The following is a 24,019-nucleotide window of genomic DNA, read 5'->3' as shown; positions in this document are numbered from 1 at the left end:
ATGCACATGACGAATTCATCTCTTTTCGGGCCGCGCGTCGCCGTGATCGGCGCGGGCATCGCGGGACTCACGGCCGCGTATCGGCTGAAGCAGGCGGGCGCGCAGGTGACCGTGTTCGATGCGCAAAGCGTCGTCGGCGGCCGCATGGGCGACCGGCGCACTGGCGACCTCGTCTACAACAGCGGCGCACGGCTCGTCTATCCGTTCGGCCAGGCGTTCAACCGCCTCGTCGCCGATCTGTCGATGCAGGATGCGCTGGTGCCGCTGCACCGGCTGACGGCGCAGTGCGTGTCGCCGGAAGGTGAGCACACCATCGAACTGATGCCGTCGCCGCGCTCGCTGGCGACACCCGGTCTCGGCATGGGCGAGCGGATGCGGCTCGTCACGCATGCGCTGTCCATGCGTCGCGCGAAGCCGCACGTCGATCCGGACTGGGCGACGAGCGCCCTGAATGCCGATGCGCGCCTCGACGACATGACGCTCGCCGCGTACATCCGCGAGACGCTCGGCCCGAACGTGCTGGAACGCATGATCGAGCCGGTGTTCCGGGCAACGCGCAGCTTCAACCCGGAAACGCTGTCGGCGTTGTTCTATGTATCGACGGTGCCGCACATGATCGGCGAAAGCACGGTGCATACCCTCAAGGGCGGCATGGGGCGCGTGTGTCAGGCGCTGGCATCGCAACTGGATGTCCGGACGGCGATGCCCGTGCACAAGCTCAGGCGTCACGCGGACGGCGCGGCGTTGCTGCTGGCGAGCGGCGAAACCGAGCATTTCGATTACGCCGTTTGCGCGGTCGAAGGCTCGCTGGCGGGCGCGCTGATCGACGAGCCGTCGCCCGAAGAACGCCGCATGTTCGATGCCGTGCGTTACAACTCGCTCGGCGTCGTGCATTACGGCTTCGCGCAGCCCTTGCCGCCGAAGATGAACTTTGCGATGCGCGGTCTGCCCGGACGCATCGCCACCTATCAGCAATTGCCGGCCGCGCCTGCCAACGGCCGTCCGCTCACGCAGATCTACTGCCAGCTCAAGCCCGAAGCCGCCGATGAAGCCGTCCGGCGCGGCCTCGAACACGAACTCGACGTGCTGATCCGCGATGAGTTGCGCGCCCGCATTCCCGGCTTCGACGAGCACGTCGTGCAGGTCACGAATCAGTGGATCGCACGCAAGCTGCCGGTGTTTTCGCCGGGCTACGGCGCGCGCGTGAATGCGTTCTGGCGCTGGCAGGAAGCGCGCGGGCAGAGCGGCGCATCGCCGGTCGTCTATTGCGGCGACTGGCTTTCACAAGCCTTGCTGACGGGCGCCTGCTCCAGCGGCGAGCGCGCGGCGGGCATTTTGACCGGACGCATGCCCGCCGCGCGGCCTCGCGTGGCCGCCTGAAACTTAGGCAAAACGGCGCGAGTTGTAGCGAAACGGCAGTTGTGCGGCTCGCTTTAATGTTGCGCAAAACATCGGCATTAAATTAATGCCAGTCCGTCGATTCGGTTCGGCGTCCCGCGTTTCCCCGGAATCCAATATGAAAAATTGCATCACGCCTGCACGCGTCAGGAATCGCAAGTTGCCGGCGACGCTCGGCGCGCTGTGCTTCGCCGCGCTTGCCCTGACCGCGCTGCCCGCCGTGGCGGACGAGACGGTGATCGGTATCGCCAATCTCGGGCCGCATCCGTCGCTTGCGAAGACCATCGAAGGTTTCAAGGAGCAAATGGCGAAGGAAGGCTACGTCGAAGGCAAGAACGTGAGCTACGTCTATAGCGATGCCAACTTCACGCAGGCGCTGATGCCGCAGATGTTCTCGCAGATTTCCGCGAAGCATCCGGCGCTGATCCTCACGGTGACGACGTCCGTTTCGCAGGTGGCGCGCTCCGCCGTCGTCGATACGAAAACGCCGCTCGTCTTCACCGAAGTCACGGACCCGGTCGCGGCCGGCCTCGTGCCGAGCTGGAAGCAGGGCGGCGACCGCTTCACGGGTTCGTCGGACCTGCAGGATTTCGATGCGGTGCTGGCGTTCGCCAAGAAGGCGTTCCCCGAGGCGAAGTCATTCGGCACGCTCTACAACCCCGGCGAAGCCAACGACGTGGTGACGACCAAGGCGCTCGAAGCAGCGGCGCAGCGCGCCGGATTGACGTTCAAGCCGGTCAGCGTCGATTCGGTCAACGACATTGCACAGCGCACGCAGTTGCTGAAGGGCGTGGGCTTCGTATACATCACCGGGTCGAACCTCGTGCAATCCGCCATTCCCGCCGTGGCCGCGAGCATGCAGCGCCTCAGGATTCCGATCCTGAGTTCGGAGACCGAGTTTATCAAGAAGGGCATGGCGACGGCGTCGTACGCGGTGTCGCTGCAATCGGTCGGCGCAAATGCCGCGAGGCTCGCGGGCCGCGTGCTCAAGGGCGAGAAGACGCAGACGCTGCCGCCCGCGCGGCCGGAGCCGTCGGATTACGTCACGCAGATCAGCAAGAGCCAGTATCAAGCGCTGGGACTGATGGTCCCTGCCGCGTTGGAGGACTGCAAATGCTTCATCAACTGAACGGCCGCAGCAAGGCCAAGGTCACTACAATGCGCGAGCGCCATATTCCCATGTTGTCGGCGGAGAAAATCTGCAAGACCTTTCATCCCGGCACCGTGGATGAGCGTGTTGCGTTGTCGGATGTATCGCTCAAATTGTATGCGGGCGACTTCGCGGTCGTGGTCGGCGGCAACGGCGCGGGCAAATCGACGTTTCTGAACCTGCTCGCGGGCGAAGTGACGCCTGACAGCGGCGCGATCTTCGTCGATGGCCACGACGTCACGTCGCTGCCCACGCACAAGCGCGCAAGACATTTTGCGCGCGTCTTTCAGGACCCGTCGGTGGGGACGGCGGCGGCGCTCAGCCTCGAAGAGAACCTGGCAGTGGCGAACCGGCGCGGACTGAAGCGCTCCTTCGGCTTCGGTCTGACGAGTGCGTTGTCGAAGGAGTTTCGCGACCGGATTGCATCGTTCGATCTCGGGCTGGAGAAGCGGCTGAAGACGAAGGCGTCGCTGTTGTCGGGCGGCCAGCGTCAGGCGCTGTCGCTGCTGATGGCGGTCTTGCAGCGGCCCGAACTGCTGCTGCTCGACGAACACACGGCCGCGCTCGATCCACGCACCGCGGCCATCGTGATGCGCGTGACGAAACAGGTCGTGCGCGAACAGAACCTGACGACCATGATGGTTACGCACAACATGCAGCACGCCATCGACTTCGGCAACCGGCTAATCATGATGCGCGACGGCCAGATCGTCGGCGACCTGTCGGGCGATGCGAAGCGCGCGATGACCGTCGAAAAACTCATGGCGTATTTCAACGAAGGGCCGGTGACGGCAAAGACGGTGAACTCATGAACCTTTTGCTGGGCTTTTTCGACCTCGTTCCGGTCGGCCTGATGCAGGGCCTGACGTACGCGCTGATCGCCATTGCGATCATGATTCCGTTCCGCATCCTGAATTTCGCGGACATGACGGGCGAGGGCGCGTTCCCGTTCGGCGCGTGCGTGTGCGCCAAGCTGCTGATGCTCGGCCTGAATCCGGTGATGGCGCTGCTCGGCGGCGCGCTCGCGGGCTTTCTGGCGGGACTGGTGACGGGATATATCCACGAGAAGGCGAAAATCAACACGCTGCTGTGCGGCATTCTCGTCCTGTCGATGCTTTATTCGGTCGATATCCGCGTGATGGGTCAGCCGAACGCTGCGCTGTTCGCGTTCTTCAGCGTGTTTTCGTGGCTGCCGGGCGATGGCGGCGGTTATATGCCGCGCATCCTGATGCTGGGCGCGATCGACGTGGCGATTGCGGCTTGCGTGCTGTGGTTCCTCGGCACCGAACATGGTTTGGCCATGCGTGCAATCGGCTCGAGTGCGTCGATGGCGAAGGCGCAGGGCATCAACGTGAAGGTGTACACGCTCGTGGGACTGGGGCTTGCGAACCTGTTCGCGGCAATGGGCGGCGCGATGCTTGCGCAAAACCAGGGCTTCGCGGACGTGAACATGGGCTTCGGCGTGCTGGTGAACGGTCTCGCCGCGTTGCTGCTCGGTGAAGCGGTCATCGGTAACCGGTCGATGACGCGTCCGGTGATCGCGCCGGTGCTCGGGTCGATCGTGTACTTTCAGTTGATCTCGGTGGTGCTGGCGCTCGGCTTCCAGCCATCGGACCTGAAGCTCGTCACGGCTTTGTTCGTGCTGCTGACCTTGCTTTCGATGGCGAAGCGGAAGAAGCGCGGGGGGGCGAAGAAAAAGGTGGAGGCGGTGGGGGTAAGTGCCTAGTCGTTGCACCGGAAACAAAAACAGGCCGCTCGGGATATTCGAGCGGCCTTCTTCTTTGCGTCAACCACCCAACCCCTTCCACCGCGCATAAGCCGACTCGTCATTCAACCCAAACTGATCCATCACCCGCTGCACCGTGTAGTCCACCAGTTCCTCGATCGTCGCCGGCTTTGCATAAAACGACGGCAACGGCGGCATGATGACGCCGCCCATTTGCGTAACCAGCGTCATGTTGTTCAGATGCGCCAGCGTCAACGGCGTCTCCCGCGCCAGCAACACCAGCTTGCGCCGCTCCTTCAACGTCACATCCGCCGCGCGCGTAACCAGGTTGTCGTCGAGCCCGTGCGCAATCGCGCCGAGCGTCTTCATCGAACAGGGGGCGACGACCATGCCGTCATGCTGAAACGACCCGCTCGCGATGGTCGCGCCGACCTCGTTCGCCTCGTGCCACACACTGGCGAGGCCGCGCATGGCGTGCCGGTCCATCGCCAGTTCGTCGTGCAGCGTCAGCCATCCGGCACGCGATACCACCAGATGCGTCTCCACCTCCCGCTCGCGCAACGTACTAAGCAGACGGACGCTATAGATCGCGCCCGTCGCACCCGTGATGGCAACGACGATGCGCCGCGGACGTGTCGAGCCGCTCATCGCTGCACAGCCTTCGGCAGATAGTCGTCGAGCACCAGCGTATCGACGCCCGGAATCGATTTCCGTTCGAATTCGGCTTCACGTCCCCACGGTTTCGTGGCATCGATGGCAAGACGTCCCCAATGATCCTTGTGCGGATCGCGATAGAACCCGGGCACGCCGTTGATCACCATCGTCCGCGTATCCGCGCGGCCACGCGTCAAAAACGCCCAGATAACCTCGTTCATGTCGTAAATATCGATGTCCTTGTCCACGACAATACACAGCTTGTTGTAGTCCAGATGCGATCCCAGCGCCGCGAGCAACGCATGCTGCGCGTGGCCGTCGTACTGTTTATCGATCTTGATGATGGTGTTCATCACGGTCGGCTTGCACGTGACGTCGAGCACGCCGCGCACTTGCGCCGATACCGCCTTGTAGATACGCGCCGCCGTCGCCGCTTCGAGCGGCCGCAAGTCTTCGTCCGACCCGCATATCAGGCCATGAAACACCGCGCCTTCGCGCCAGCCCACGTGCGTGACTTCGAACACATGGTTGTCGCCCACTTCGACGTAATAGCCCATGAACTCGCCGAACGGTCCTTCCGGCCGCCGCTCGTTCGGCAGGATGCGCCCTTCGATGACGATCTCCGCCGCCACCGGAATGTCCAGATCGAGCGTGACCGCGCGGCGCATGCCGAGCGGCCCGCCGCGAATCGCTGCGGCGAGCGCGAGTTCGTCGCCTTCCGGCGGCAGCGACACGCACGCGCTCATGAACAGTTCCGGCGACGCGCCGATCAGAATGGCCGCTTCGAGCGCTTCGCCGCGTGCTTCCGCGCGCAATTGATACTGCGCGAGATCATGACTGCTGCCGAGACGAATGCGCAGTTCGTCATCCGAGACGACCATCGAACGATGGAACGACAAATTGGGCACGCCGCTGTCCGGGTCCTTCGCGAGAAAGATGCCCGAGGTGATGTAGGGCGCGCCGTCGCGTTCGTGATACGTCAGGATCGGCAGATCGGAGAGCTTGCCCGTGACCCAGTCCGACGGCATCGGCACCGGTTCGGTCGCGGTGTCGAGCGTCGATGCCAGCGTGATCTCTCGATCCAGCCGCGCGCAGAACGTCTCGTCCGGCGCGCAGCGGATGATCTCGCGCAAGCGCTCGTGATCGCTGTAAAGGTTGAGCAGGACCGGCAGTTTGCTGCCGCGCACGTTCTCGAAGAGCACGGGCTTGGTGGTTTCGCGCTGAAGACGCCGCGCGACGGCGGCGGCTTCGAAGCGCGGATCGACTTCGCGCGTCACGGTCAGAAGATCGCCGCGTGCGCGCAGCCGGGATAGGTAATGTCGCATCGTGAGTGTCGGGCAGAGAAGGCAGAAATGGCATAAAAGGGGCGCGGCATGCGCCCGTGCCTTCTTATAACCGTGGCAATTTTGGCGAGGATGCTCAAACACGACGCGAACCTAGGAAAAGCGGTTTTTCTTCATGCCGATGCACGAAAACATCGTGCAGACGCATCGCCGAGTTTTGGCGACCGATAATGCAGTCAGATAAATCATCGAGCGCGCCCGAAGCGGCAAGCCTGACCGCTTCTCCCCGCAGGCGCGACCATCAGCACGGAGACACGATGAGCGAATCGAATACGGGTCTGTTCCGGAACACGCTTGCTGGACCGCAGGCGCGGCTTACCGAGGCGTTCTACCAGTTGCGCGTACGCCCGGATTGCATCAGCGTGCCGGAGTTCGGCCTCTACGGCGCGACCATCACCGTACCCGGCGATGCCGAAGAAGGTGCCTGGAAGATGGCCAGCATCCGCGATGAAATCTTTCTGGTCGTCTCCGACTGCAACTACGCCCACAGCCGCTCGGAACGCATTCTTCCCGAAGGCTTCGTCGAGTTTCATTTCTCGATCGCAGGCCCCGCGAGCGTCGACTTTTCGGATACCGGACATCTGCATGTGAATGCGCCGAACCTGCTGGTGTGCAGTCAGGGAGCGGACGTGCAGTATCAGGTGACGTGCGGGCCGGGGCCGTGGCAGTCCGTCAGCATGTATGTGACGCGGCGCTATTTCGACCGTCTCGTGCATGCGCTCGGCGGCGAAGCGGACAAGATTCGCGCGGAACTGGCCGCCATCCAGCGCGATCAGATTTACAACCGTCAGATGCCCTTCAGTGTCGATGCGCTGCACATTGCCGAACAGTTGCTCGCATCGACGTACAGTGGCGCGAGACAGTTGCTCTATCTCGAAGGCAAGTGTACGGAGATTCTGTGCGCGTGCATCGAAATGTGGCTGACACATCTGCGTGACGACTCGCCCGGCGAAACGCTCTCCGCGCGCGATCTGCGGCTGATCGAACAGGCGCAGAAGATGATCGTCGCGGATTTGCGCGTTGCGCCGACCATTCCCGAACTGGCGCGCGCGGTGGGCACCAATGCGTCGAAACTCAAGCGCGGCTTCAAGTTTTTATATGGCATGACCATCTTCGAATATGGTCATCGATGCCGCATGAATCATGCGCTGCATCTGCTCGTCGACGAACGCATGCCGGTCGGGCAAGTCGCGCTGGCGACCAGTTATCAGCATCAGACCAGTTTTACCGCTGCGTTCCGCGATTACTTCGGCTTCGCGCCCAAGGATGCGCGCCGTCTCGCGAGTCCTGCTACGCAACAGCGCGAAACGCCCGAAGCCGCGCGAGCGACCCTGCGCGTGCGCAAGACCGAAGAAACGGCTAAACCCTGATTGTTGGAACAAGGCATTCAGATATAGGAATTCGGCCACATCGCGTGTGCGTGCCTGCCGTGCCGAAATTTCTGTTGTTAGCATCGTCCTCACTTTGGGACCACGCCCGCACCGGGCAGACAACAGAACGGAACGACGATGAAGGCAATCAAGGTACGCAATCCGCGCACGGGCGAACACGATTACGAGTTCGATGCCGCATCCGCGCAAGACGTAAGCGATATGATGGCGAAGGCGCGCGACGAGCAGCGCGCATGGCAGTCGCGCGGTCTCGAACATCGCACGAAGACGCTGGGCGAATGGGCCGCGCAACTGGAGGCGCACGGCAAGGAGATCGTGGCGGCGCTGTCCGTCGATACGGCGCGTCATCGCATCTCGGAAGAAGAACTCGGCGCGGTCATCCACTTCATTCACGGCTTCTGCGATGCCGCGCCCGAAGTGCTCACCACGCCCTTCCGCAAGCTCGACGCGCATCCCGACATCGTCTTCAAGGTGACGTATGCGCCGTATCCGGTAGTCGGCGTCATCAGCCCGTGGAATTTTCCGCTCGTGCTGTCTTTCATCGATGCCATTCCCGCGCTCGTCGCAGGCGCGGCGGTCGTCATCAAGCCGAGCGAAGTCACGCCGCGTTTCGTCGAACCGCTCATGCGTTCGATCGATGCCGTGCCTGCGCTCAAAAATATCGTCAATCTCGTGCAGGGCGGCGCGGAAACGGGCGCGGCGATCGTAGCGCAAGCGGATGCGGTCGTGTTCACCGGCAGCGTGCCGACCGGCCAGAAGATCGCGGCAGCGGCGGCGCAAGCCTTCGTTCCGGCCTTCCTCGAACTCGGCGGCAAAGACGCGGCCGTGGTGCTCGCCGGGTCGGATGTGCAGCGTGCGGCCACCAGCATTCTGCGCAGCGCGCTCTATAACTCGGGGCAGGTGTGCTACGCAATCGAACGCGTCTATGCACACGAATCCCTTTACGATGCACTCGTCGCCGAACTTTCCGCTCAGGCCCGAACGCTCAGGCGCAGCCACGCGGCAGGCGACGGCGGCCATTATGGTCCGATGATCTTTGCGCAACAGGCATCGATCATCGATTTGCAACTCGACGACGCCGTGGCCAAGGGCGCGAAGATCGTGCTGGGCGGCAAGAGCGAAACGGTCGACGGCTCCGTGTGGATCGACCCGACCATCGTCACGGACGTGACGCACGACATGACGCTGATGACCGCTGAAACGTTCGGCCCCGTCGTGCCGGTGATGCGCTTTACGACCGACGAAGAAGCCGAACGCCTGATGAACGATACGATGTTCGGCCTGAGCGGGGCGGTGTTCGGTCCGGACACGCACACGGCGGGCGACTTCGCGACGAAGATGGAAGCGGGCGGCGTCAGCATCAACGATACCGAACTGCCGCGCGTGATGATGTTCGCGGGCGAGAAGACCGCGTTCAAGAAGTCGGGCATGGGCGGATCCCGCTATGGTGCGACGAGCATTATGCGTTATGTCCGCAAGCGCGCGCTGCTGGCGAACGAAGGCGCGGTGCCGCCGCTCGACAAGCTGGCCGAAGTCTGATCGTAACAGGGCAAGGCGCGTCTTTCGGCGCGCCTTAAAAGCCAATAACGAAGCACACAGTTCCAATATCGAACGCGGTCAAAAAAGCTAATCTGTATCGTTGAGTTTCAGGCTGCGCATCCACGCGCGCCGATCACTTTCGAATACGTCATGAGCCCAACCGTTGCGCCCGGCGAGCGCGAGTCCAGACCGCGACTCGGCATCGATATCGGCGGCACCTTCACCGATTTCGTGCTCGAAGCCGGTGCTGTCCGCCACACCCACAAACGCCTCACCACGCCCGACGCCCCCGAGCGCGCCGTGCTCGAAGGCGTGCAGCATCTGCTGCGCGAAACCGGTATTCATGCCGCGACGCTCGGCGCCATCGTCCACGGCACCACGCTCGCCACCAATGCGGTGATCGAACGGCGCGGCGCACGCACGGCGCTGCTGACGACCGAAGGCTTTCGCGATGTCATCGAAACCGGCTTCGAAGCGCGCGCCGATCATTACGACCTGCGTGTGCGGCAACCCGCACCGCTCATTCCCCGCGACCTGCGCTTCACGATTGCAGGCCGCCTGAGCGCCCAAGGCGACGAACTGGCGCCGCTCGATCTCGATGCGCTCGCAGGCATTGCCGCTCAGTTGGAGGCACACGGAATCGAGAGTCTCGCCATCGGCTTCATGCACAGCTACCGGAATCCGCGTCATGAAGCCGAAGCCGCGCGATGGCTCGCCGCGCGTCTGCCGCATCTGTCGATCAGTCTGTCCTCCGATGTATCGCCTGAAGTGCGCGAGTTCGAGCGCTTTTCGACGACGGCGGTGAACGCTTACGTGCGTCCGCTGATGGCGTCTATCTCGCGCGTCTCGGCGACGCCTTGCACGACTTGTCGATCGATGCACCGCTCTTGCTGATGACTTCCGACGGCAGTCTTTGTGATGTCGATACCGCCTGCCGCCTGCCGGTGCGTCTGCTCGAATCCGGCCCGGCGGGTGGCGCGCTGCTGGCGGCGCATATCAGCGAATCGCTCGCTTTGCCGCGCGTGCTGTCGCTCGATATCGGCGGCACCACGGCGAAGCTCTGTTTCATCGACGATGGCCGTCCGCACATGTCGCGTTCGCTGGAAGTGGCGCGGCTGTATCGCTTCAAGCCGGGCAGCGGCATTCCGTTGCGCATTCCGGTGGTCGAGCTGTGCGAGATCGGCGCGGGCGGCGGTTCCATTGCGCGTGTCGATGCGCTCGGCCGCGTGCAGGTCGGCCCGGCGAGCGCTGGCTCGGCTCCGGGGCCGGCGTGTTACGGACTCGGCGGCGAGCGCGCCACTCTCACCGATGCGCACATGAGCGCCGGCCGTCTCGATCCCGCGTACTTTGCGAACGGCACGTTGTCGCTCGATGCAAACGCGGCGCGCCGGGCCATCGAAACGGATATCGGCGCGCCGCTGAACGTCGAAACCGATGCCGCCGCCTACGCAGTCGCCGAACTCGCGGACGAAGCCATGGCCTGTGCCGCACGCGAACATGCCATCGAACTCGGCAAGTCCGTGGCGGGACGCACGCTGATTGCGTTCGGCGGCTCCGCGCCGTTGCATGCGGCGCGGCTGGCGGAAAAGCTCGGCATCGATCATGTGGTGATTCCGACGGCGGCAGGCGTCGGTTCCGCTTATGGCTTCCTGCTTGCGCCCGTCGCGTTCGATGCGGTGCGCAGCCGCTTCGAACCGCTTGCGCAACTCGACACCGGCGCGGTGAATGCGCTGCTCGAAACGCTGGAAGCGGAAGCGGCGGCAATCGTCGAACGCGTGGCGCCGCGTGAGACGTGCAGCATCGAAGCGACTGCGTCGATGCGCTATCGCGGCCAGGGACACGAACTGCAAGTCACGCTCCCCTCCGCGCGGCTCGATGCCGACGCCGTTGCAAAGCTGCGCGAGCGCTTCGAAGCCGTGTATCTCGCGCGCTTCGGCCGGCTGGTGCCGCGTGCGCCGGTCGAAACGCTCGGCTGGAGCGTGCGCGTGAGCGCGCCGCAGCGCGAAGCGCTCACTGCCGCGCCCGTGTCACAGCCCGTGGAATCAGCCGCGCCTCCAGAAGAAAAAGCGGAAACCACGCGCCTCGTGCTCGATCAGTCCCGCCGCGAACGCTTATCCGCGCGCTTCTTCCGCCGCGATGCGCTCGCCAACGGCGCGGCGATCGACGGTCCCGCTGTCATCGTCGATCGTGAAACCACCGTCGTCGTGCCGCCCGATTTCGATGCCCGCATCGACGCGGACGGTCATCTGCGGCTCGATCGCCGCATCGTCAGGAATTGAACGCCATGAATGAATCGACCGCCGCTTTCGACCCCATCCGCCTGCAAGTGATCTGGAATCGCCTCATCGCCGTCGTGGAGGAACAGGCGCGTCTGTTGATGCGCACCGCCTTCAGCCCGACCGTGCGCGAAGCGGGCGACCTGTCCGCAGGCGTATTCGATGCCCGCGCGCGTCTCGTCGCGCAGGCCGTCACCGGCACGCCCGGCCACGTCAACTCGATGGCCGCCGCCGTGGGCCATTTTCTCGATGTGTTTCCCCTCGCGACCATGCGCGCCGGCGACCACTTCATCACCAACGATCCGTGGCTGGCGTCGGGGCATTTGCATGACGTGACGGTGGTGTCGCCCGTGTTTCGCGGCGAGCGCGTGATCGCGTTCTTTGCGTGTACGTGCCATCAGGTGGATATCGGCGGCATCGGGCAAGGTCCGGACGGGCGCTCGGTGTTCGAAGAAGGCTTGTGCATTCCGCGTCTGCCGCTCGCGCGCGCGGGCGTGATCAATGCCGATCTCATCGAGATCATTCGTGCTAACGTGCGTACGCCGGACGAAGCGGAGGGCGACATCCTGTCCTACGTGGGTGCGAACGAAGCCAGTGCCGCACGTCTTGTCGCCATGCTCGACGAGTTCGGCGAGCACGACATGGTGCGCGTGTCGGATGCGATCATCGACCGGTCGCGCGCCGCCATGCAGCAGGCCATCGCAACGCTGCCCGAAGGCCGTTACCCGTACGCAATGCGCATCGACGGTTTCGATACGCCCGTCGATCTGGTGGCGACGCTCGAAGTAGCGAACGGGCGCGTCAAGGTGGATTTCGCGGGTACGTCGGCGGCGAGCCATCGCGGCATCAATGTCGTGCTGAACTACACGCGCGCCTATGCGGCGTTCGGCGTGCGGGCGGCGGTCGCGCCCGAGGTGCCGAACAATGCCGGCTCGCTCGAACCGCTCGACATCAGTGCACCCGAAGGCTCCATTCTCAACGTGCAGCGGCCCTGGCCGGTGTGTGCGCGGCACATCATCGGGCAGTTTCTGCCGGACGTGGTGTTCGGCGCGCTCGCGGGCGTGCTGCCGGACCGTGTGCCAGCGGAAGGCGCGTCCTGCGTGTGGGGCGCGCAGTTGCGCGGCGGCGCGGCGGCGTGGATGGCGGCGGGCGAGACCTTGCCCGATGCATCGGCGGCGCAGCAGCCTCGCGCGTTCGAAACGCTCTTCTTCAACAGCGGCGGTTCGGGCGCGCGCACCGGCGACGACGGCATGTCGGGCACCGCGTTCCCGAGCGGCGTGCGGGCCATTGCGTGCGAGATCGTCGAATCGCTTTATCCGGTGTTGATCTGGAAGAAGGAACTGCGGCCGGACAGCGGCGGTCCCGGACGCTGGCGTGGCGGGCTGGGTCAGCGGCTGGAGATCGCATCCGTGGATGGCGCGCCGTTCCAGTTCTTCGGCATGTACGACCGCATCGTGCATGCCGCGCGTGGACGCGATGGCGGCGGCGAAGGCGCACCCGGTGCCGTCACGCTCGACGACGGCACGCCGATGGCCGCCATGGGCCTGCAAACCGTGCCGCGCGGACGACGCCTCTGCCTCGACTTGCCCGGCGGCGCGGGCATCGGCGCGGCGCGCGAGCGTGACCGCGAGCAGCTGGCGGACGACGTGCGGCTGGGCTATGTGAGCGAGGCATCGGCAGCACACGCTTATGCGCTGCGTTGAATTTTGGCGGCGTGGATTGCATCGCTAGAATCGTCGTCATCCTCTAGACGATGGAACCGTCATGGATCGATCTTCACCAGAAAGCATCGGCGACGCACGCCGCGCCGGTCTTTTCCGCACGGCGCTCGCGCATTCGGGCGCGCCGCTGACCGAAGCGTACCGCCTTCTGCGCGACGATTCGCGCTGTGCAACTGCACCGGCGCTGGGGCTGTACGGACGTATTGTCGATGTGCCTGGCGACGGCGGCGAAGGCGCGTGGAAAATGATCTCGATACGCGATGAAATCTACGTCGCGGTTTCCTATTGCCGCTACGCGCATGCCCGCACCGAGCCCGTGCCGCCGGAAGGCCTGATCGAATTCCACTATCTCGTGACCGGCATGGCGAGCGTCGGCGTCGACGATGCGGACGACGTGCAGGTGGAAGCGCCGAACTTCATCATCTGCTATCAGGGCGCGGGGCTGCACTATCGGATCACCTGTCCCGAAGGCCCGCGCCGCGCGCTGGCGCTGTATGTGTCATCGTCCTTTTTTCAGCGTCTGCTCGACGCGCTCGGCCCGGAAGGCGACGACATTCGCGCGCGCCTTGCCGCCGTGAAGCCCGACGAACTCTACAACCTCCAGATGCGCCTCACGCTGGACGCCGTGCAGGCCATCGAGCGGCTGCTTGCGAGTCCGCATCGGGGTGTGCGCGATCTGCTGTTCGTCGAAGCGAAATGCATGGAGATTCTGTACGCGAGCGTCGGCGTGTGGATCGACAGCCTGAATAGCGACGCGCCCGACGAAATTCTCTCGTCGCGCGATCTCATGCTGATGGAACGCGCCCGCGCGATGATCGACACGGACCTCAAAAAGACCTGACCATTCCCGACCTGGCGCGCGCGGTCGGCACCAATTCGTCCAAGCTCAAGCGCGGCTTCAAGTTTCTGCATGGCGTGACCGTGTTCGATTACAGCTTGCGGCGGCGCATGCAGGAGGCCTTGCGTCTGCTCGTCGATGACCGGCAGTCCGTGGGCGAAGTAGCGGCGGCGGTCGGCTACCAGCATCCGACGAGCTTCACGACATCGTTTCGCGACTTCTACGGCTTCGCGCCCAAGGATGCGCGCCATCTGCGCGGCGCGAAACGGCCCGAATAGATATGTAATCGGAATTTTCTTTTTTGGCGATGTGGGCGGTGGGCCCTCGCATGCCAACAATGAGTCCGTTGCTACCCTGTCTCTTTTCAAGGCCCACACGATATGAAACTGTTTGGCGAATGCATTCGAAGATCCAGCGCACAGCGGCGCGCGCCGGCAGTGCTGTTGGCGGCGGTGACGTTCGGATTGAGCGCGCTGGCCACGATGGACGCACACGCGCAGGCCGCTGCGGCAGCGCCGACGCCCGCGCCGATTGTGGTCGGCATTGCGAATTTCGGTCCTCATCCGGCGCTGTCGCGCACGATCCAGGGCTTCAAGGACGAGATGCAGACGCATGGCTATACAGAAAATAAAAACGTGCGCTACGCCTACAGCGACGCGAACTTCACACCCAGCCTGATTCCGCAGACGCTGGCGCAGATCGAAGCGCAGCATCCGTCCGTGATCCTGACGGTGACGACGCCGGTCACGCAGGCCGCCGTGCGCAACATCGCCAACCAGAACATTCCGCTGGTCTTCTCGCAGGTGACGGATCCGGTGAAGGCGGGCATCGTGCCGGACTGGAAGCATGGCAGCAACCGCATCAACGGCACGTCGAGCGTGACGGATTACGACGCGGTGCTCGCGTTTGCCAAAAAGGTCTTTCCGAAGGCGAAGAAATTCGGCGTGCTGTACAACTCTGGCGAAGTCAACGATGTCGCGGCCATCGCCAGCCTCAAGGCAGCCGCCGCAAAAGCCGGTCTGGAGATAATGCCGACCTCTGCGGATTCGACCGTCGATGTGCCGCAACGCGCCAGCTCGCTGCAGGGTATCGACTTCTTTTATGCGATCGGCTCCAGCCTGATTCAGTCGTCGCTGCCGGCGGTCGCTTCCGTGGTCGATCAGCGGCACGTGCCCATTCTGAGCGCGGAACACGAACTGATCCGCAAGGGCGACATTATCGCGGTGGCATATGCGCCGTCGTACGAATCGCAGGGCGCCCACGCCGCCGACATGGCCTTGCAGATGCTCAAGGGCGTCAAGCCATCGGCGATGCCGGTCTATGTCGCGGTGCCCGCGGATTACAAGGCGCTGATCAATCGCCGCAAGATGAAGGCGCTCGGTCTGGCGGTTCCGGCGGAACTGGCCAACTGCGATTGCTTTGTGAACTGAACGCCATCGTCCGCCATCGTCAGGACGCCTGCCCACGTCTGCGCAACGTCTCCGAAGGCATCTCTCCGAACGTCTTCGCATACGCAATCGAGAACCGCCCGAGGTGAAAGAAGCCGCAAGCCAGCGCGATATCCGCGACACGCGCTTGCGGCCCGGCGGCCAGCAGCGCGTCGCGTGCCTGCTGCATGCGGACGTCGCGCACGAACTGCATGGGGCTGACACCGCGCACGGCCTGAAAGCGCTCACGCAAGGTGCGCGCCGACACGCCCGCCGCGCTCGCGATATCTTCCAGTTGCAATGCATCGCCCGCATGTGTGCGGATGAACTCTTCCGCGCGCTTCACGAAAGCCGGCGCCACCGACGGGAGCGCGCCCGGTGCGCCCGGCAATGCACCGGCGAGCAGATCGATCAGCAGCCGTTCCATATGCCCGGCAATCTGCATATTCGACCGCGCGCTTTCCAGCAGCGCCGCTGAACTCGTCAGCGCGCGCAATTGCTGCATCCATCCCTGCAAGGCCGGACTGTCGATGGACACGCCCGGTTCATGCGACCCTCCCGCCTTTCTGAACGCATCCGCGTCGATGCGCAGGACGAACTGCTCGCAATCCGACGACAACCACGCATCGAACGGCTGACCGGGCGCGCACAGCACGGCGTTGTTGCGATCGACGTCGAGCGTGGCATCGAGCGTGCGGACCCGGGCATGACCCGAGAGGCAGAACATCAGGAGGTAGTAGCCATCGACGGATTCGACATCGACATGCATGGAGGTGCCGAATGAAATCGCGCCCAGCCCGAGCCGTCCGACCTTCACGAAGTCCATATACGACCGCCCGCACGCCCGTCCCGCAGGCTCCAGTACATGCGGCTGCATGACGCGCGAAATCAGATCGCGCGTCTCGTCGTGATCGTTCGATTCGAACAGCCGATAGTCGCGAAGCGCCAGTGGCGCAAAGAAAGTCGGGGACATGGTTATGCGCGGAAAGCCCTTTCGTTGCAGTGCAAAAGACGTTGCAGGCAAGCCGGGCAAATAAAACCGCCGTTTATGGATAGTACGGGATACCGGATGTTTTTGGTGGATAGACCCGTCATTGTCTCTCTCCAAAAATGCGATGACACCGTGACGTTCCGATCACGCCGACCCGCAACAGGAGAACTTCCGTGGAAACGGCAGAACTGGTATTTCGCCCTCAGAATCCGCCCGATTCGCCCGATTCGGCTCATGTCCACTTTCCGCACGACGACGGCTCGCGCGTGCCCTACAAAGTCTTCAGTTCGCAGGCCGTCTATGACCGCGAACAGGAGCGCATCTTTCGCGGGGCCACTTGGAACTTCGTTGCGCTGGAAGCGGAAATTCTCAACGCAGGCGACTACAAGAGCACCTTCGTGGGCGACACGCCCGTCGTCGTCACGCGTCTGGAAGACGGCGGTCTCGCCGCGTGGGTGAACCGCTGCGCGCATCGCGGTGCATCCGTGTGCCGAAAATCGCGCGGCAATGCCACGTCGCATACGTGCGTGTACCACCAGTGGAGTTTCGACAACAGCGGCATTCTGCTCGGCGTGCCGTTCCGGCGCGGACAGAAGGGCATGACCGGCATGCCCGCCGATTTCGACCCGAAAAATCACAGTCTGCGCAAGCTGCGCGTGGAAAGCTACAAGGGCCTCGTATTCGCCAGCTTCAGCGATGAAGTCGCGCCGCTGCCCGACTACCTCGGCGCGGAAATGCGTCCGTGGATCGACCGCATCTTTCACAAGCCGATCGAATATCTCGGCTGCACGCGCCAGTATTCGAAGTCGAACTGGAAGCTGTACTTCGAGAACGTGAAGGACCCGTACCACGCGAGCATGCTGCATCTGTTCCATACGACCTTCAACATCTTCCGCGTCGGCATGAAGGCGCGTTCCATTCCGGATGCGTCGCATGGCCTGCACAGCATCATCACGGTGACGAAGACGGGCGAGGACACGTCGTCCGCGTACAAGCAACAGAACATCCGCTCGTTCAATGAAGGCTTCGCGCTCGAAGACGATTCCATCCTCGGTCTCGTCTCCGAATATGAAGAAGACACGACAAACCATATTCAGCCGATCTTCCCGCAACTCGTCATCCAGCAGATCCACAACACGCTCGTCGCGCGTCAGTTGCTGCCGAAAGGGCCGAACAACTTCGAGCTGGTTTTCCACTTCTTCGGCTATGCGGACGACACGCCCGAGCTTCGCGCATTGCGCATCAAGCAGGCGAATCTCGTCGGCCCGGCAGGCTATATCTCGATGGAAGACACCGAGGCGACCGAACTCGTCCAGCGCGGCACCGTGCGCGATGCGGATGCGACCTCCGTCATCGAAATGTCGCGCGGCAACCCGGACCAGCAGGACACGGTCATTACCGAAAGCCTGATCCGCAAGTTCTGGGTCGGTTATCAGAAGCTGATGGGCTATTGAGGCGGCGAGGCAAGAAATGGAACAGATGAAGCAGTGGTTCGAATTGCATATCCTGCAGGATCAATACATCAACGCGCTCGATAACGACAAGCTCGAAGCGTGGCCCGCGCTCTTCACGGAGGACTGTCTCTACGAGATCGTGCCGAAAGAAAACGCGGACCTGGGCTTACCGGTGGGCATCATCCATTGCACGAACCAGAAGATGCTGCGCGATCGCGTGGTGTCGCTGCGTCATGCGAATATCTACGAAGAGCATAGCTACCGGCACATGACGTCGGGGCTCACGGTGACTGGCGAGACAGACGGCGTGATCGAAACGGAAAGCAACTATGTGGTGATCCAGACGCGCACGAACGGCGAGTCGAATGTGTATCAGGCGGGCAAGTACTTCGATCGCGTCGTACGCACGGAAGAGGGCTTGCGCTATCAGTCCAAGCGCGTGATCTACGATACGTCGCGCGTGCAGACACTGCTCGCCACGCCGATCTGAGGAGCGCATATGGAACAGCTCTCGAATGTGTGGCAGGTCATCGGCCATGTCGACGATTTCACGGAAGGCGAGCCCGCCGCAGTCGTTGCGGGCGATAAACCCGTCGCGGTCTTCCGCATGGGCGATGAAGTGTTCGCGCTGCACGACCTGTGTACACACGGACATGCGCGTTTGTCGGAAGGCTTCGTTGAAGACGGCTGCGTGGAGTGTCCCCTGCATCAAGGACTTTTCGATATCCGCACGGGTGCGCCGCGTTGCGCGCCGGTGACGGAAGCCGTGCGCGCGTATCCCATCCGCATCGTCGACGGACAGGTCGAGATCCATGTCGACTAAGCATCTCGTGATCGTCGGAGCGGGGCATGCCGCGCGTCGCGCTGCCGAGTCCTTGCGCGAACAGGATGCGCACGCAGCGATTGTCATGATCGGCGACGAACGCGCGTTGCCGTACGATCGCCCCGAACTGTCCAAAGCCGCGCTGCTGTCCGAGGACGGCGAAAAGCGCATCTTTATTCGCGATGCCGCGTGGTACGACACAGCGCGTATCGACGTGCGGCTCGGCGTGCGGGTCGACGCCATCGATCGCGCGGAAAACTGCGTCGTGCTGAATGGCGGCGCACGCATCGAATATGAAAGTCTGCTGCTTGCGACGGGTTCGCGCGTGCGTCCGTTCCCCGGTCATGTGGACGAGGGCGTGAAGCTGCATTACATCCGTACCGTGGAAGACACGCGGGCGCTTCGTCGTGCGTTGATGCCAGGCCGGCGCGTCGCGGTGATCGGCGGCGGTTTCATCGGGCTGGAGGTGGCGGCATCGGCGACGAAGGCCGGTTGCGCGGTCACGCTGGTCGAACCGGCCGAGCGGCTGCTCATGCGTTCGATGCCGCGTGCGGTTGCGGAGTTCATTCACGATTTGCATCGGTCGAAAGGTGTGGACGTGCGAACGGGCACGACACCGCTCGCGGTGCGTCAGGGTGCGGCCAGTACCATTGTCGAAACCGACCATGGAGCAATCGACGCGGATATCGTGGTAGTCGGGATCGGCGTGGTTCCCAATACCGAACTCGCTTTGCAAGCAGGACTCGCAGTAGAGAACGGCATTGTCGTGGACGCGCAATGCCGGACCGGCGATCCGTCCATCTTTGCCGCAGGCGAGGTCACGTCGCACTTCAACTCCCGGCTCGGGCGGCATGTGCGGGTGGAGTCCTGGCAAGTCGCGGAGAATCAGCCCGTGGTCGCTGCGGAGAACATGCTGGGTGGCGCCGGGCACTATGCGGAAATCCCATGGCTCTGGTCCGATCAGTACGACTGCAACCTGCAGACGCTCGGACTTTTCCATGCCGCACATGCGCTGATCACCCGTGGCGATCCGTCGAGCGGGTCGTTCTGCGTGCTGGGCCTGAATGAGGCGCGTCAGCTCGAAGCGGTGGCCGGCGTCAACGCGGGCCGGGACATCGGCGCGTGCAAGCGACTTATCGCTGCGGGCAATCCGCTCGATCCCGAGACGCTCCGCAATACGGCCATACCATTGCGAGGTTTGCTATGAGTCACGCAACGATCAAGCGTATAGAAACCTTTCTGGTCGATCTGCCGACCATCCGCCCTCACAAGCTTTCGGTCGCGACCATGCACGGTCAGACACTGATGCTCGTGAAAGTATTTTGCAGCGATGGCGTCATCGGAATCGGGGAGGGCACGACCATCGCGGGTATGGCGTACGGCCCCGAAAGCCCCGAGTCCATGAAGCTCGCAATCGATGCCTATCTCGCGCCCGCCGCAATCGGCCGCGATGCCACGCGTGTTCAGGACACGATGGCATACATAGGCAAACTCGTGAAGGTCAGTCACTTTGCCAAAAGCGCGCTCGAAACCGCCTTGCTCGATGCGCACGGCAAGCGTCTGAACGTGCCCGTGAGCGAACTGCTCGGCGGCCGCAGGCGCGAGCGTCTGCCCGTGGCGTGGACGCTCGCTTCGGGCGACACCGCGAAGGACATCGCGGAAGCGGGGCGCATGCTCGACGCGCGCCGCCACAAGGTGTTCAAGCTCAAGATCGGCGCGAAGGAACTGACGACCGACATCGCCCACGTTGCGCAGATCAAACGCGAACTTGGGGATCGCGGCGCGGTGCGCGTCGACGTCAACATGGCGTGGAGCGAAACGCAGGCGGCGTGGGCCATTCCCGCGCTGGCCGATGCAGGCTGCGAACTCGTCGAGCAACCCGTGGCGTCCGCCGCCGCGCTCGCACGTCTGATGCGCCGCTTTCCCGTCGCGCTCATGGCCGATGAAATCCTGCAAGGTCCGGACAGCGCCTTCGAGATAGCGAAGCACGCGGGCGCGGATGTGTTCGCGATCAAGATCGAGCAAACCGGTGGCCTGTTCGCGGCGCAGCGCGTGGCGGCCATTGCGGATGCGGCGGGCATCGAACTGTACGGCGGCACGATGCTGGAAGGCGCATTCAGCACGGTGGCGTCGGCGCATCTCTTCGCGAGTTTCGCCAATCTGCAATGGGGCACCGAGTTGTTTGGGCCGTTGCTCATCACCGAAGACATCCTCACCCAGCCGCTCGAGTACAGCGATTTCGAACTGACGGTGCCGAGCGGTCCGGGCCTTGGTATCGAACTGGACGAAGACAAGCTCAAACGCTTCACGCGGGACGGGCTGAAGAAAGTCAGAAAATAAATCATCAGGAGACCGACAATGCTTTTCCACGTACGAATGGACGTACACCTTCCGCCCGACATGCCCGTCGATATCGCAGATTCAATCAAGTCGCGCGAAAAGGCCTATTCGCTGGAGCTTCAGCGAAGCGGCAAGTGGCGTCATATCTGGCGCATTGCGGGCGAGTATGCGAACTACAGCGTGTTCGATGTCGAGAGCAATGCGGAACTGCACGACATCCTAATCGCCTTGCCGCTTTTTCCGTACATGAAGATTTCGGTGACGCCGTTGTGCCGGCACCCGTCGTCCATCCGCGACGGCGATGCATGAGTGCGAGCCTTAGAAAAAGACCCCCAATATCAGTGGAGACAGAAATCATGAACGTCAAGGTATTTGTCAGTCAGGAAGTGCAGGACCTGCTCAAGGCCGCCACGAATCTCGAGAGCGAAAGCGGCAATGCGCGGGCGAAGCAGATCACGCATCGTTTGCTGGGCGACCTTTTCAAGGCCATCGACGATCTCGACATGACGCCCGATGAAATCTGGGCTGGGGTGAACTACATCAACAAACTCGGGCAGGATGGCGAAGCCGCCTTGCTCGCTGCGGGACTCGGACTGGAAAAGTTTCTGGACATCCGCATGGACGCGGCCGACAAGCAGGCCGAAATCGATGGCGGCACGCCCCGCACCATCGAAGGTCCGCTGTATGTGGCCGGTGCGCCGGTACGAGATGGCATGTCGAAAATCGATCTCGACGCCGATGCCAACGCGGGTCCGCTCGTTATCCGCGGCACCGTCACGGATCCGGACGGCAACCCGGTCGCGGGCGCAGTGGTCGAATGCTGGCACGCCAATTCGAACGGCTTTTACTCGCACTTCGACCCGACCGGCGCGCAAAGCCCGTTCAATCTGCGCGGCTCAGTGCGTACGGGCGGCGACGGAACCTATGAGTTCCGCACGCTGATACCCGTGGGGTACGGCTGCCCGCCACACGGTGCGACGCAACAGTTGCTCGATGTGCTGGCGCGGCACGGCAACCGTCCGGCGCACGTGCACTTCTTCGTCACCGGCGACGGCCTTCGCAAGCTGACGACGCAGATCAATATCGAAGGCGATCCGCTCATCTGGGACGACTTCGCTTATGCCACGCGTGAAGACCTCATTCCGCCCGTGATCGACAAGACCGGCGGCCAGGCGCTCGGGCTGAAGGAAGATGCGTACAAGGAGATCGAGTTCAATTTCGTGCTGACGGCGACGGTGCAGGGCAAGGATAATCAGCTTGTCAATCGTCTGCGGGCAACTGTGGCTGTTTGAAATTTCGGCATTCAACTGTGCGGGGCACCGCGCCACGCGCAGTTCGTGTGCGGACGGACGACTTCAGAATCAGGCACGGTTTGGCGCAAACGGGCGGGTACCCGGTTAGTCAGGAGCCGCCGTCGGCAGCTTGAGAGACTAAGGATGTAAACGGGTCGGAAGCGCACATTCAGGCGCCCCCGCGATGACCACCATCGCGAATTTCAGTAATTGCAATCTAAACATCGACAGCTCGGAAAAGCCGACTGAACATGCATTCCATAAGGACTGCAAACTAACTACGTTAATGTTACTTATGTTGAATCGATTAATTTGCTCAATGCTTTGAGACGATCTGTACTCTCCATCTGTCAACGTTCTACCCGTCTTCAGGCGCAAGCGCTGCCTCATAATCTTGACCGCCGTAGAAGATGCCCAAGATCGAGACGGCATCTGTTTCTAACGTGTAGGCGATGATCGCGCGCTTGCGGAAATGAGTGATCCGAAGTCCAGGCAGTAAGTCGTCACGGGCGACACCTCGCGCTGCAAACGTATCGAGCTTCATGCAGAAATCGACGATCGAATCAACATATCGTGCCGCCGCTATCGGAGCGCCCGAGTTTGCGATGCGCTTTTCAAGTCTCCGCAGTTGATTAAGCGCTTCGGGCGCAAACTGTACGCGCCAATTCATTCGTGGCGCGTGCGAGATTTTTCCAGCTCGGCACGTACCTGATCGGCTGATAGTGCACGGCTCGGATCATCTTGAAGCGCTTGCGCTGCAGGAACCACTTCGTTTCGTAACCACACCTCGACGGCACGGTCACGCTCACGCAGCGCGCGAAGCGCGTCTCTCAGCACTTCGCTATCTGAGGCGTAATCGCCGCTTGCAACTTTTGTGCGGACGAACTCGGCCATCTCATTAGGCAAAGTGATGCTCATCTGCTGCGTCGTTCTCATTGCCGCCTCCTTCAGTAGGATTCAATCCTACTCGTTTCTGAGCGCGTCTGCAACGGTCCTACGTGGGATGCCTTTTTGCCTAACCTCCAACCGCCGTAATTAAAAAAGTGGCAATGCTTTTATACACAATCAGCGAATAGATGCGGTCTCGACCAGGCTGCGTGTCGGCTAGGTCGATTGTGAGGCTTGAAATCGGGCGGACCTGCCAAGCCCGCTGCCGGCCACAAGCCGCCGGTCGTAGACGTCGTTGGTCGGACGGTCAGGCGTCGGCTTCGCCCCCCGAACCGGCCATCCGATTGCCTGAGAAGAACGCTTCTTCATTGGTTATCGCCGACATCGAAGTCATTCACATGCAACGGCAGGCGTTCGGCGAATTCTTAACGGCGAAGTCGCGAGAAATAAGGGCAAGACCTTGCCATCCGCGACCTTGTCTACCAGAAGTTGAACCTACGCTGCAGACAAAGACCGCTAGAGCAGCGAAAGGAAGCAAGCGCGTCGGCCCGAAGAGTCTTTGCTGTGGTCCGCGATGATAGCCATCGAGATGGATCTTCCGGGCCGTGTGACGGCATGGACTGCCTCGTCGATCCACGCGGCAACAAGCAAGATAGACGGGGCGACAGCCGCTGTGCCAGCCCGACTCGCGTGCGGCCCCAGTCATTTGCACCGTTGCTGCTTTTGGTTCGACTGCACGCGTCACTTAGCTCACCAGGGGAGGGAGCA

At 62.7% G+C, this 24,019-nt stretch carries 24 protein-coding genes; 19 read left to right on the top strand and 5 right to left on the bottom strand.

Annotated features, from left to right (window positions below; all coding sequences use genetic code 11):
• Positions 1-6: 6 nt before the first annotated feature.
• The 4 genes from P9292_RS42445 to P9292_RS42430 all read left to right on the top strand — a co-directional run bounded on the left by P9292_RS42445 (position 7) and on the right by P9292_RS42430 (position 4,274).
• Positions 7-1,380 (top strand): NAD(P)/FAD-dependent oxidoreductase, encoded by a 1,374-nt coding sequence (locus P9292_RS42445; RefSeq protein WP_309850828.1) that lies wholly within the window; start codon positions 7-9, stop codon positions 1,378-1,380.
• 136 nt (positions 1,381-1,516) lie between these two features.
• Positions 1,517-2,527, top strand: a complete 1,011-nt coding sequence (locus tag P9292_RS42440; protein WP_309966238.1) for an ABC transporter substrate-binding protein — start codon at positions 1,517-1,519, stop codon at positions 2,525-2,527.
• A 50-nt stretch (positions 2,528-2,577) separates the two neighbouring features.
• Positions 2,578-3,360 carry an ABC transporter ATP-binding protein gene (locus P9292_RS42435; RefSeq protein ID WP_404989452.1) on the top strand — a complete coding sequence of 261 codons (783 nt, stop codon included), beginning with the start codon at positions 2,578-2,580 and terminating at the stop codon, positions 3,358-3,360.
• Positions 3,357-4,274 (top strand): ABC transporter permease subunit, encoded by a 918-nt coding sequence (locus P9292_RS42430; RefSeq protein ID WP_309966234.1) that lies wholly within the window; start codon positions 3,357-3,359, stop codon positions 4,272-4,274. The genes P9292_RS42435 and P9292_RS42430 overlap by 4 nt, the downstream gene beginning before the upstream one ends.
• Positions 4,275-4,334: 60 nt before the next feature.
• Here P9292_RS42430 and P9292_RS42425 read toward each other — a convergent pair whose 3' ends face one another.
• Positions 4,335-4,922, bottom strand: coding sequence for a UbiX family flavin prenyltransferase (locus tag P9292_RS42425; RefSeq protein ID WP_309850816.1), 588 nt, complete (start codon positions 4,920-4,922; stop codon positions 4,335-4,337).
• On the bottom strand, positions 4,919-6,253 hold the full coding sequence (locus P9292_RS42420; RefSeq protein WP_309850813.1) for a UbiD family decarboxylase: 1,335 nt from the start codon (positions 6,251-6,253) through the stop codon (positions 4,919-4,921). The genes P9292_RS42425 and P9292_RS42420 overlap by 4 nt, the downstream gene beginning before the upstream one ends.
• Before the next feature lie 275 nt (positions 6,254-6,528).
• Here P9292_RS42420 and P9292_RS42415 point away from each other — a divergent pair, with 275 nt between their 5' ends.
• The 8 genes from P9292_RS42415 (at position 6,529) to P9292_RS42380 (ending at position 15,466) form a co-directional block, all read left to right on the top strand.
• Positions 6,529-7,641 carry an AraC family transcriptional regulator gene (locus P9292_RS42415; RefSeq protein WP_309850811.1) on the top strand — a complete coding sequence of 371 codons (1,113 nt, stop codon included), beginning with the start codon at positions 6,529-6,531 and terminating at the stop codon, positions 7,639-7,641.
• A 138-nt stretch (positions 7,642-7,779) separates the two neighbouring features.
• The gene (locus P9292_RS42410) at positions 7,780-9,201 is read left to right on the top strand and encodes an aldehyde dehydrogenase family protein (protein WP_309966231.1); all 1,422 of its coding nucleotides are present in this window, start codon (positions 7,780-7,782) and stop codon (positions 9,199-9,201) included.
• A 150-nt stretch (positions 9,202-9,351) separates the two neighbouring features.
• The gene (locus P9292_RS42405; protein ID WP_309966228.1) at positions 9,352-10,095 is read left to right on the top strand and encodes a hydantoinase/oxoprolinase N-terminal domain-containing protein; all 744 of its coding nucleotides are present in this window, start codon (positions 9,352-9,354) and stop codon (positions 10,093-10,095) included.
• Positions 10,059-11,480, top strand: coding sequence for a hydantoinase/oxoprolinase family protein (locus P9292_RS42400; protein WP_309966225.1), 1,422 nt, complete (start codon positions 10,059-10,061; stop codon positions 11,478-11,480). The genes P9292_RS42405 and P9292_RS42400 overlap by 37 nt, the downstream gene beginning before the upstream one ends.
• A 5-nt stretch (positions 11,481-11,485) precedes the next feature.
• Complete coding sequence (locus P9292_RS42395; protein ID WP_309850801.1) at positions 11,486-13,180, top strand: hydantoinase B/oxoprolinase family protein; 1,695 nt, start codon at positions 11,486-11,488, stop codon at positions 13,178-13,180.
• A gap of 61 nt (positions 13,181-13,241) precedes the next feature.
• The gene (locus tag P9292_RS42390) at positions 13,242-14,039 is read left to right on the top strand and encodes an AraC family transcriptional regulator (protein ID WP_309966222.1); all 798 of its coding nucleotides are present in this window, start codon (positions 13,242-13,244) and stop codon (positions 14,037-14,039) included.
• Positions 14,036-14,314, top strand: a complete 279-nt coding sequence (locus P9292_RS42385; protein WP_309966531.1) for a helix-turn-helix transcriptional regulator — start codon at positions 14,036-14,038, stop codon at positions 14,312-14,314. Before P9292_RS42390 ends, P9292_RS42385 begins: the two co-directional genes overlap by 4 nt.
• 102 nt (positions 14,315-14,416) lie before the next feature.
• Positions 14,417-15,466 carry an ABC transporter substrate-binding protein gene (locus P9292_RS42380; protein WP_309966218.1) on the top strand — a complete coding sequence of 350 codons (1,050 nt, stop codon included), beginning with the start codon at positions 14,417-14,419 and terminating at the stop codon, positions 15,464-15,466.
• Between the two features lie 19 nt (positions 15,467-15,485).
• On the opposite strand, the gene andR is transcribed toward P9292_RS42380, so the two are convergent.
• On the bottom strand, positions 15,486-16,436 hold the full coding sequence (andR, locus tag P9292_RS42375; RefSeq protein WP_309966215.1) for an anthranilate 1,2-dioxygenase regulatory protein AndR: 951 nt from the start codon (positions 16,434-16,436) through the stop codon (positions 15,486-15,488).
• Positions 16,437-16,642: 206 nt separating this feature from the next.
• Between andR and andAc the strand changes: the two genes are divergently transcribed.
• Genes andAc through catA form a run of 7 tightly spaced genes read left to right on the top strand, consistent with a single transcriptional unit; the run spans position 16,643 to position 22,363 of the window.
• Complete coding sequence (gene andAc, locus P9292_RS42370; RefSeq protein WP_309851250.1) at positions 16,643-17,908, top strand: anthranilate 1,2-dioxygenase large subunit AndAc; 1,266 nt, start codon at positions 16,643-16,645, stop codon at positions 17,906-17,908.
• Between the two features lie 16 nt (positions 17,909-17,924).
• Entirely contained in the window at positions 17,925-18,398 is a 474-nt protein-coding gene (andAd, locus tag P9292_RS42365; protein ID WP_309850789.1) for an anthranilate 1,2-dioxygenase small subunit AndAd, read from the top strand.
• Positions 18,399-18,407: 9 nt separating this feature from the next.
• On the top strand, positions 18,408-18,731 hold the full coding sequence (gene andAb / locus P9292_RS42360) for an anthranilate 1,2-dioxygenase ferredoxin subunit AndAb (RefSeq protein ID WP_309850786.1): 324 nt from the start codon (positions 18,408-18,410) through the stop codon (positions 18,729-18,731).
• Complete coding sequence (gene andAa / locus P9292_RS42355; protein ID WP_309850783.1) at positions 18,721-19,938, top strand: anthranilate 1,2-dioxygenase system ferredoxin--NAD(+) reductase; 1,218 nt, start codon at positions 18,721-18,723, stop codon at positions 19,936-19,938. Before andAb ends, andAa begins: the two co-directional genes overlap by 11 nt.
• Positions 19,935-21,071, top strand: a complete 1,137-nt coding sequence (locus P9292_RS42350; protein WP_309966212.1) for a muconate/chloromuconate family cycloisomerase — start codon at positions 19,935-19,937, stop codon at positions 21,069-21,071. Before andAa ends, P9292_RS42350 begins: the two co-directional genes overlap by 4 nt.
• 18 nt (positions 21,072-21,089) lie before the next feature.
• Positions 21,090-21,380 (top strand): muconolactone Delta-isomerase, encoded by a 291-nt coding sequence (gene catC, locus P9292_RS42345; protein ID WP_309850777.1) that lies wholly within the window; start codon positions 21,090-21,092, stop codon positions 21,378-21,380.
• A 47-nt stretch (positions 21,381-21,427) separates the two neighbouring features.
• Complete coding sequence (gene catA / locus P9292_RS42340; RefSeq protein WP_309966209.1) at positions 21,428-22,363, top strand: catechol 1,2-dioxygenase; 936 nt, start codon at positions 21,428-21,430, stop codon at positions 22,361-22,363.
• Between the two features lie 358 nt (positions 22,364-22,721).
• Here catA and P9292_RS42335 read toward each other — a convergent pair whose 3' ends face one another.
• The gene (locus tag P9292_RS42335) at positions 22,722-23,033 is read right to left on the bottom strand and encodes a type II toxin-antitoxin system RelE/ParE family toxin (RefSeq protein ID WP_309850771.1); all 312 of its coding nucleotides are present in this window, start codon (positions 23,031-23,033) and stop codon (positions 22,722-22,724) included.
• Positions 23,030-23,299, bottom strand: a complete 270-nt coding sequence (locus tag P9292_RS42330) for a type II toxin-antitoxin system ParD family antitoxin (RefSeq protein WP_309966206.1) — start codon at positions 23,297-23,299, stop codon at positions 23,030-23,032. Before P9292_RS42330 ends, P9292_RS42335 begins: the two co-directional genes overlap by 4 nt.
• Positions 23,300-24,019: the final 720 nt, after the last annotated feature.

Source organism: Caballeronia sp. LZ001 (genome assembly GCF_031450875.1).
Taxonomy (GTDB): Bacteria; Pseudomonadota; Gammaproteobacteria; order Burkholderiales; family Burkholderiaceae; genus Caballeronia.
Note: the sequence above shows the minus strand (reverse complement) of the source record. Positions and strands in the feature narration are given on the sequence as shown.

Coding starts and splice junctions, on each gene's coding strand:
- P9292_RS42335 (WP_309850771.1), bottom strand. CDS start 23,033: ATGAATTGGCGCGTACAGTTTGCGCCCGAAGCGCTTAATCAACTGCGG.
- P9292_RS42440 (WP_309966238.1), top strand. CDS start 1,517: ATGAAAAATTGCATCACGCCTGCACGCGTCAGGAATCGCAAGTTGCCG.
- P9292_RS42390 (WP_309966222.1), top strand. CDS start 13,242: ATGGATCGATCTTCACCAGAAAGCATCGGCGACGCACGCCGCGCCGGT.
- catC (WP_309850777.1), top strand. CDS start 21,090: ATGCTTTTCCACGTACGAATGGACGTACACCTTCCGCCCGACATGCCC.
- P9292_RS42420 (WP_309850813.1), bottom strand. CDS start 6,253: ATGCGACATTACCTATCCCGGCTGCGCGCACGCGGCGATCTTCTGACC.
- P9292_RS42330 (WP_309966206.1), bottom strand. CDS start 23,299: ATGAGAACGACGCAGCAGATGAGCATCACTTTGCCTAATGAGATGGCC.
- P9292_RS42445 (WP_309850828.1), top strand. CDS start 7: ATGACGAATTCATCTCTTTTCGGGCCGCGCGTCGCCGTGATCGGCGCG.
- andAb (WP_309850786.1), top strand. CDS start 18,408: ATGGAACAGCTCTCGAATGTGTGGCAGGTCATCGGCCATGTCGACGAT.
- P9292_RS42410 (WP_309966231.1), top strand. CDS start 7,780: ATGAAGGCAATCAAGGTACGCAATCCGCGCACGGGCGAACACGATTAC.
- P9292_RS42435 (WP_404989452.1), top strand. CDS start 2,578: ATGTTGTCGGCGGAGAAAATCTGCAAGACCTTTCATCCCGGCACCGTG.
- P9292_RS42350 (WP_309966212.1), top strand. CDS start 19,935: ATGAGTCACGCAACGATCAAGCGTATAGAAACCTTTCTGGTCGATCTG.
- P9292_RS42395 (WP_309850801.1), top strand. CDS start 11,486: ATGAATGAATCGACCGCCGCTTTCGACCCCATCCGCCTGCAAGTGATC.
- andR (WP_309966215.1), bottom strand. CDS start 16,436: ATGTCCCCGACTTTCTTTGCGCCACTGGCGCTTCGCGACTATCGGCTG.
- P9292_RS42380 (WP_309966218.1), top strand. CDS start 14,417: ATGAAACTGTTTGGCGAATGCATTCGAAGATCCAGCGCACAGCGGCGC.
- catA (WP_309966209.1), top strand. CDS start 21,428: ATGAACGTCAAGGTATTTGTCAGTCAGGAAGTGCAGGACCTGCTCAAG.
- andAd (WP_309850789.1), top strand. CDS start 17,925: ATGGAACAGATGAAGCAGTGGTTCGAATTGCATATCCTGCAGGATCAA.
- P9292_RS42425 (WP_309850816.1), bottom strand. CDS start 4,922: ATGAGCGGCTCGACACGTCCGCGGCGCATCGTCGTTGCCATCACGGGT.
- P9292_RS42430 (WP_309966234.1), top strand. CDS start 3,357: ATGAACCTTTTGCTGGGCTTTTTCGACCTCGTTCCGGTCGGCCTGATG.
- andAa (WP_309850783.1), top strand. CDS start 18,721: ATGTCGACTAAGCATCTCGTGATCGTCGGAGCGGGGCATGCCGCGCGT.
- P9292_RS42405 (WP_309966228.1), top strand. CDS start 9,352: ATGAGCCCAACCGTTGCGCCCGGCGAGCGCGAGTCCAGACCGCGACTC.
- P9292_RS42415 (WP_309850811.1), top strand. CDS start 6,529: ATGAGCGAATCGAATACGGGTCTGTTCCGGAACACGCTTGCTGGACCG.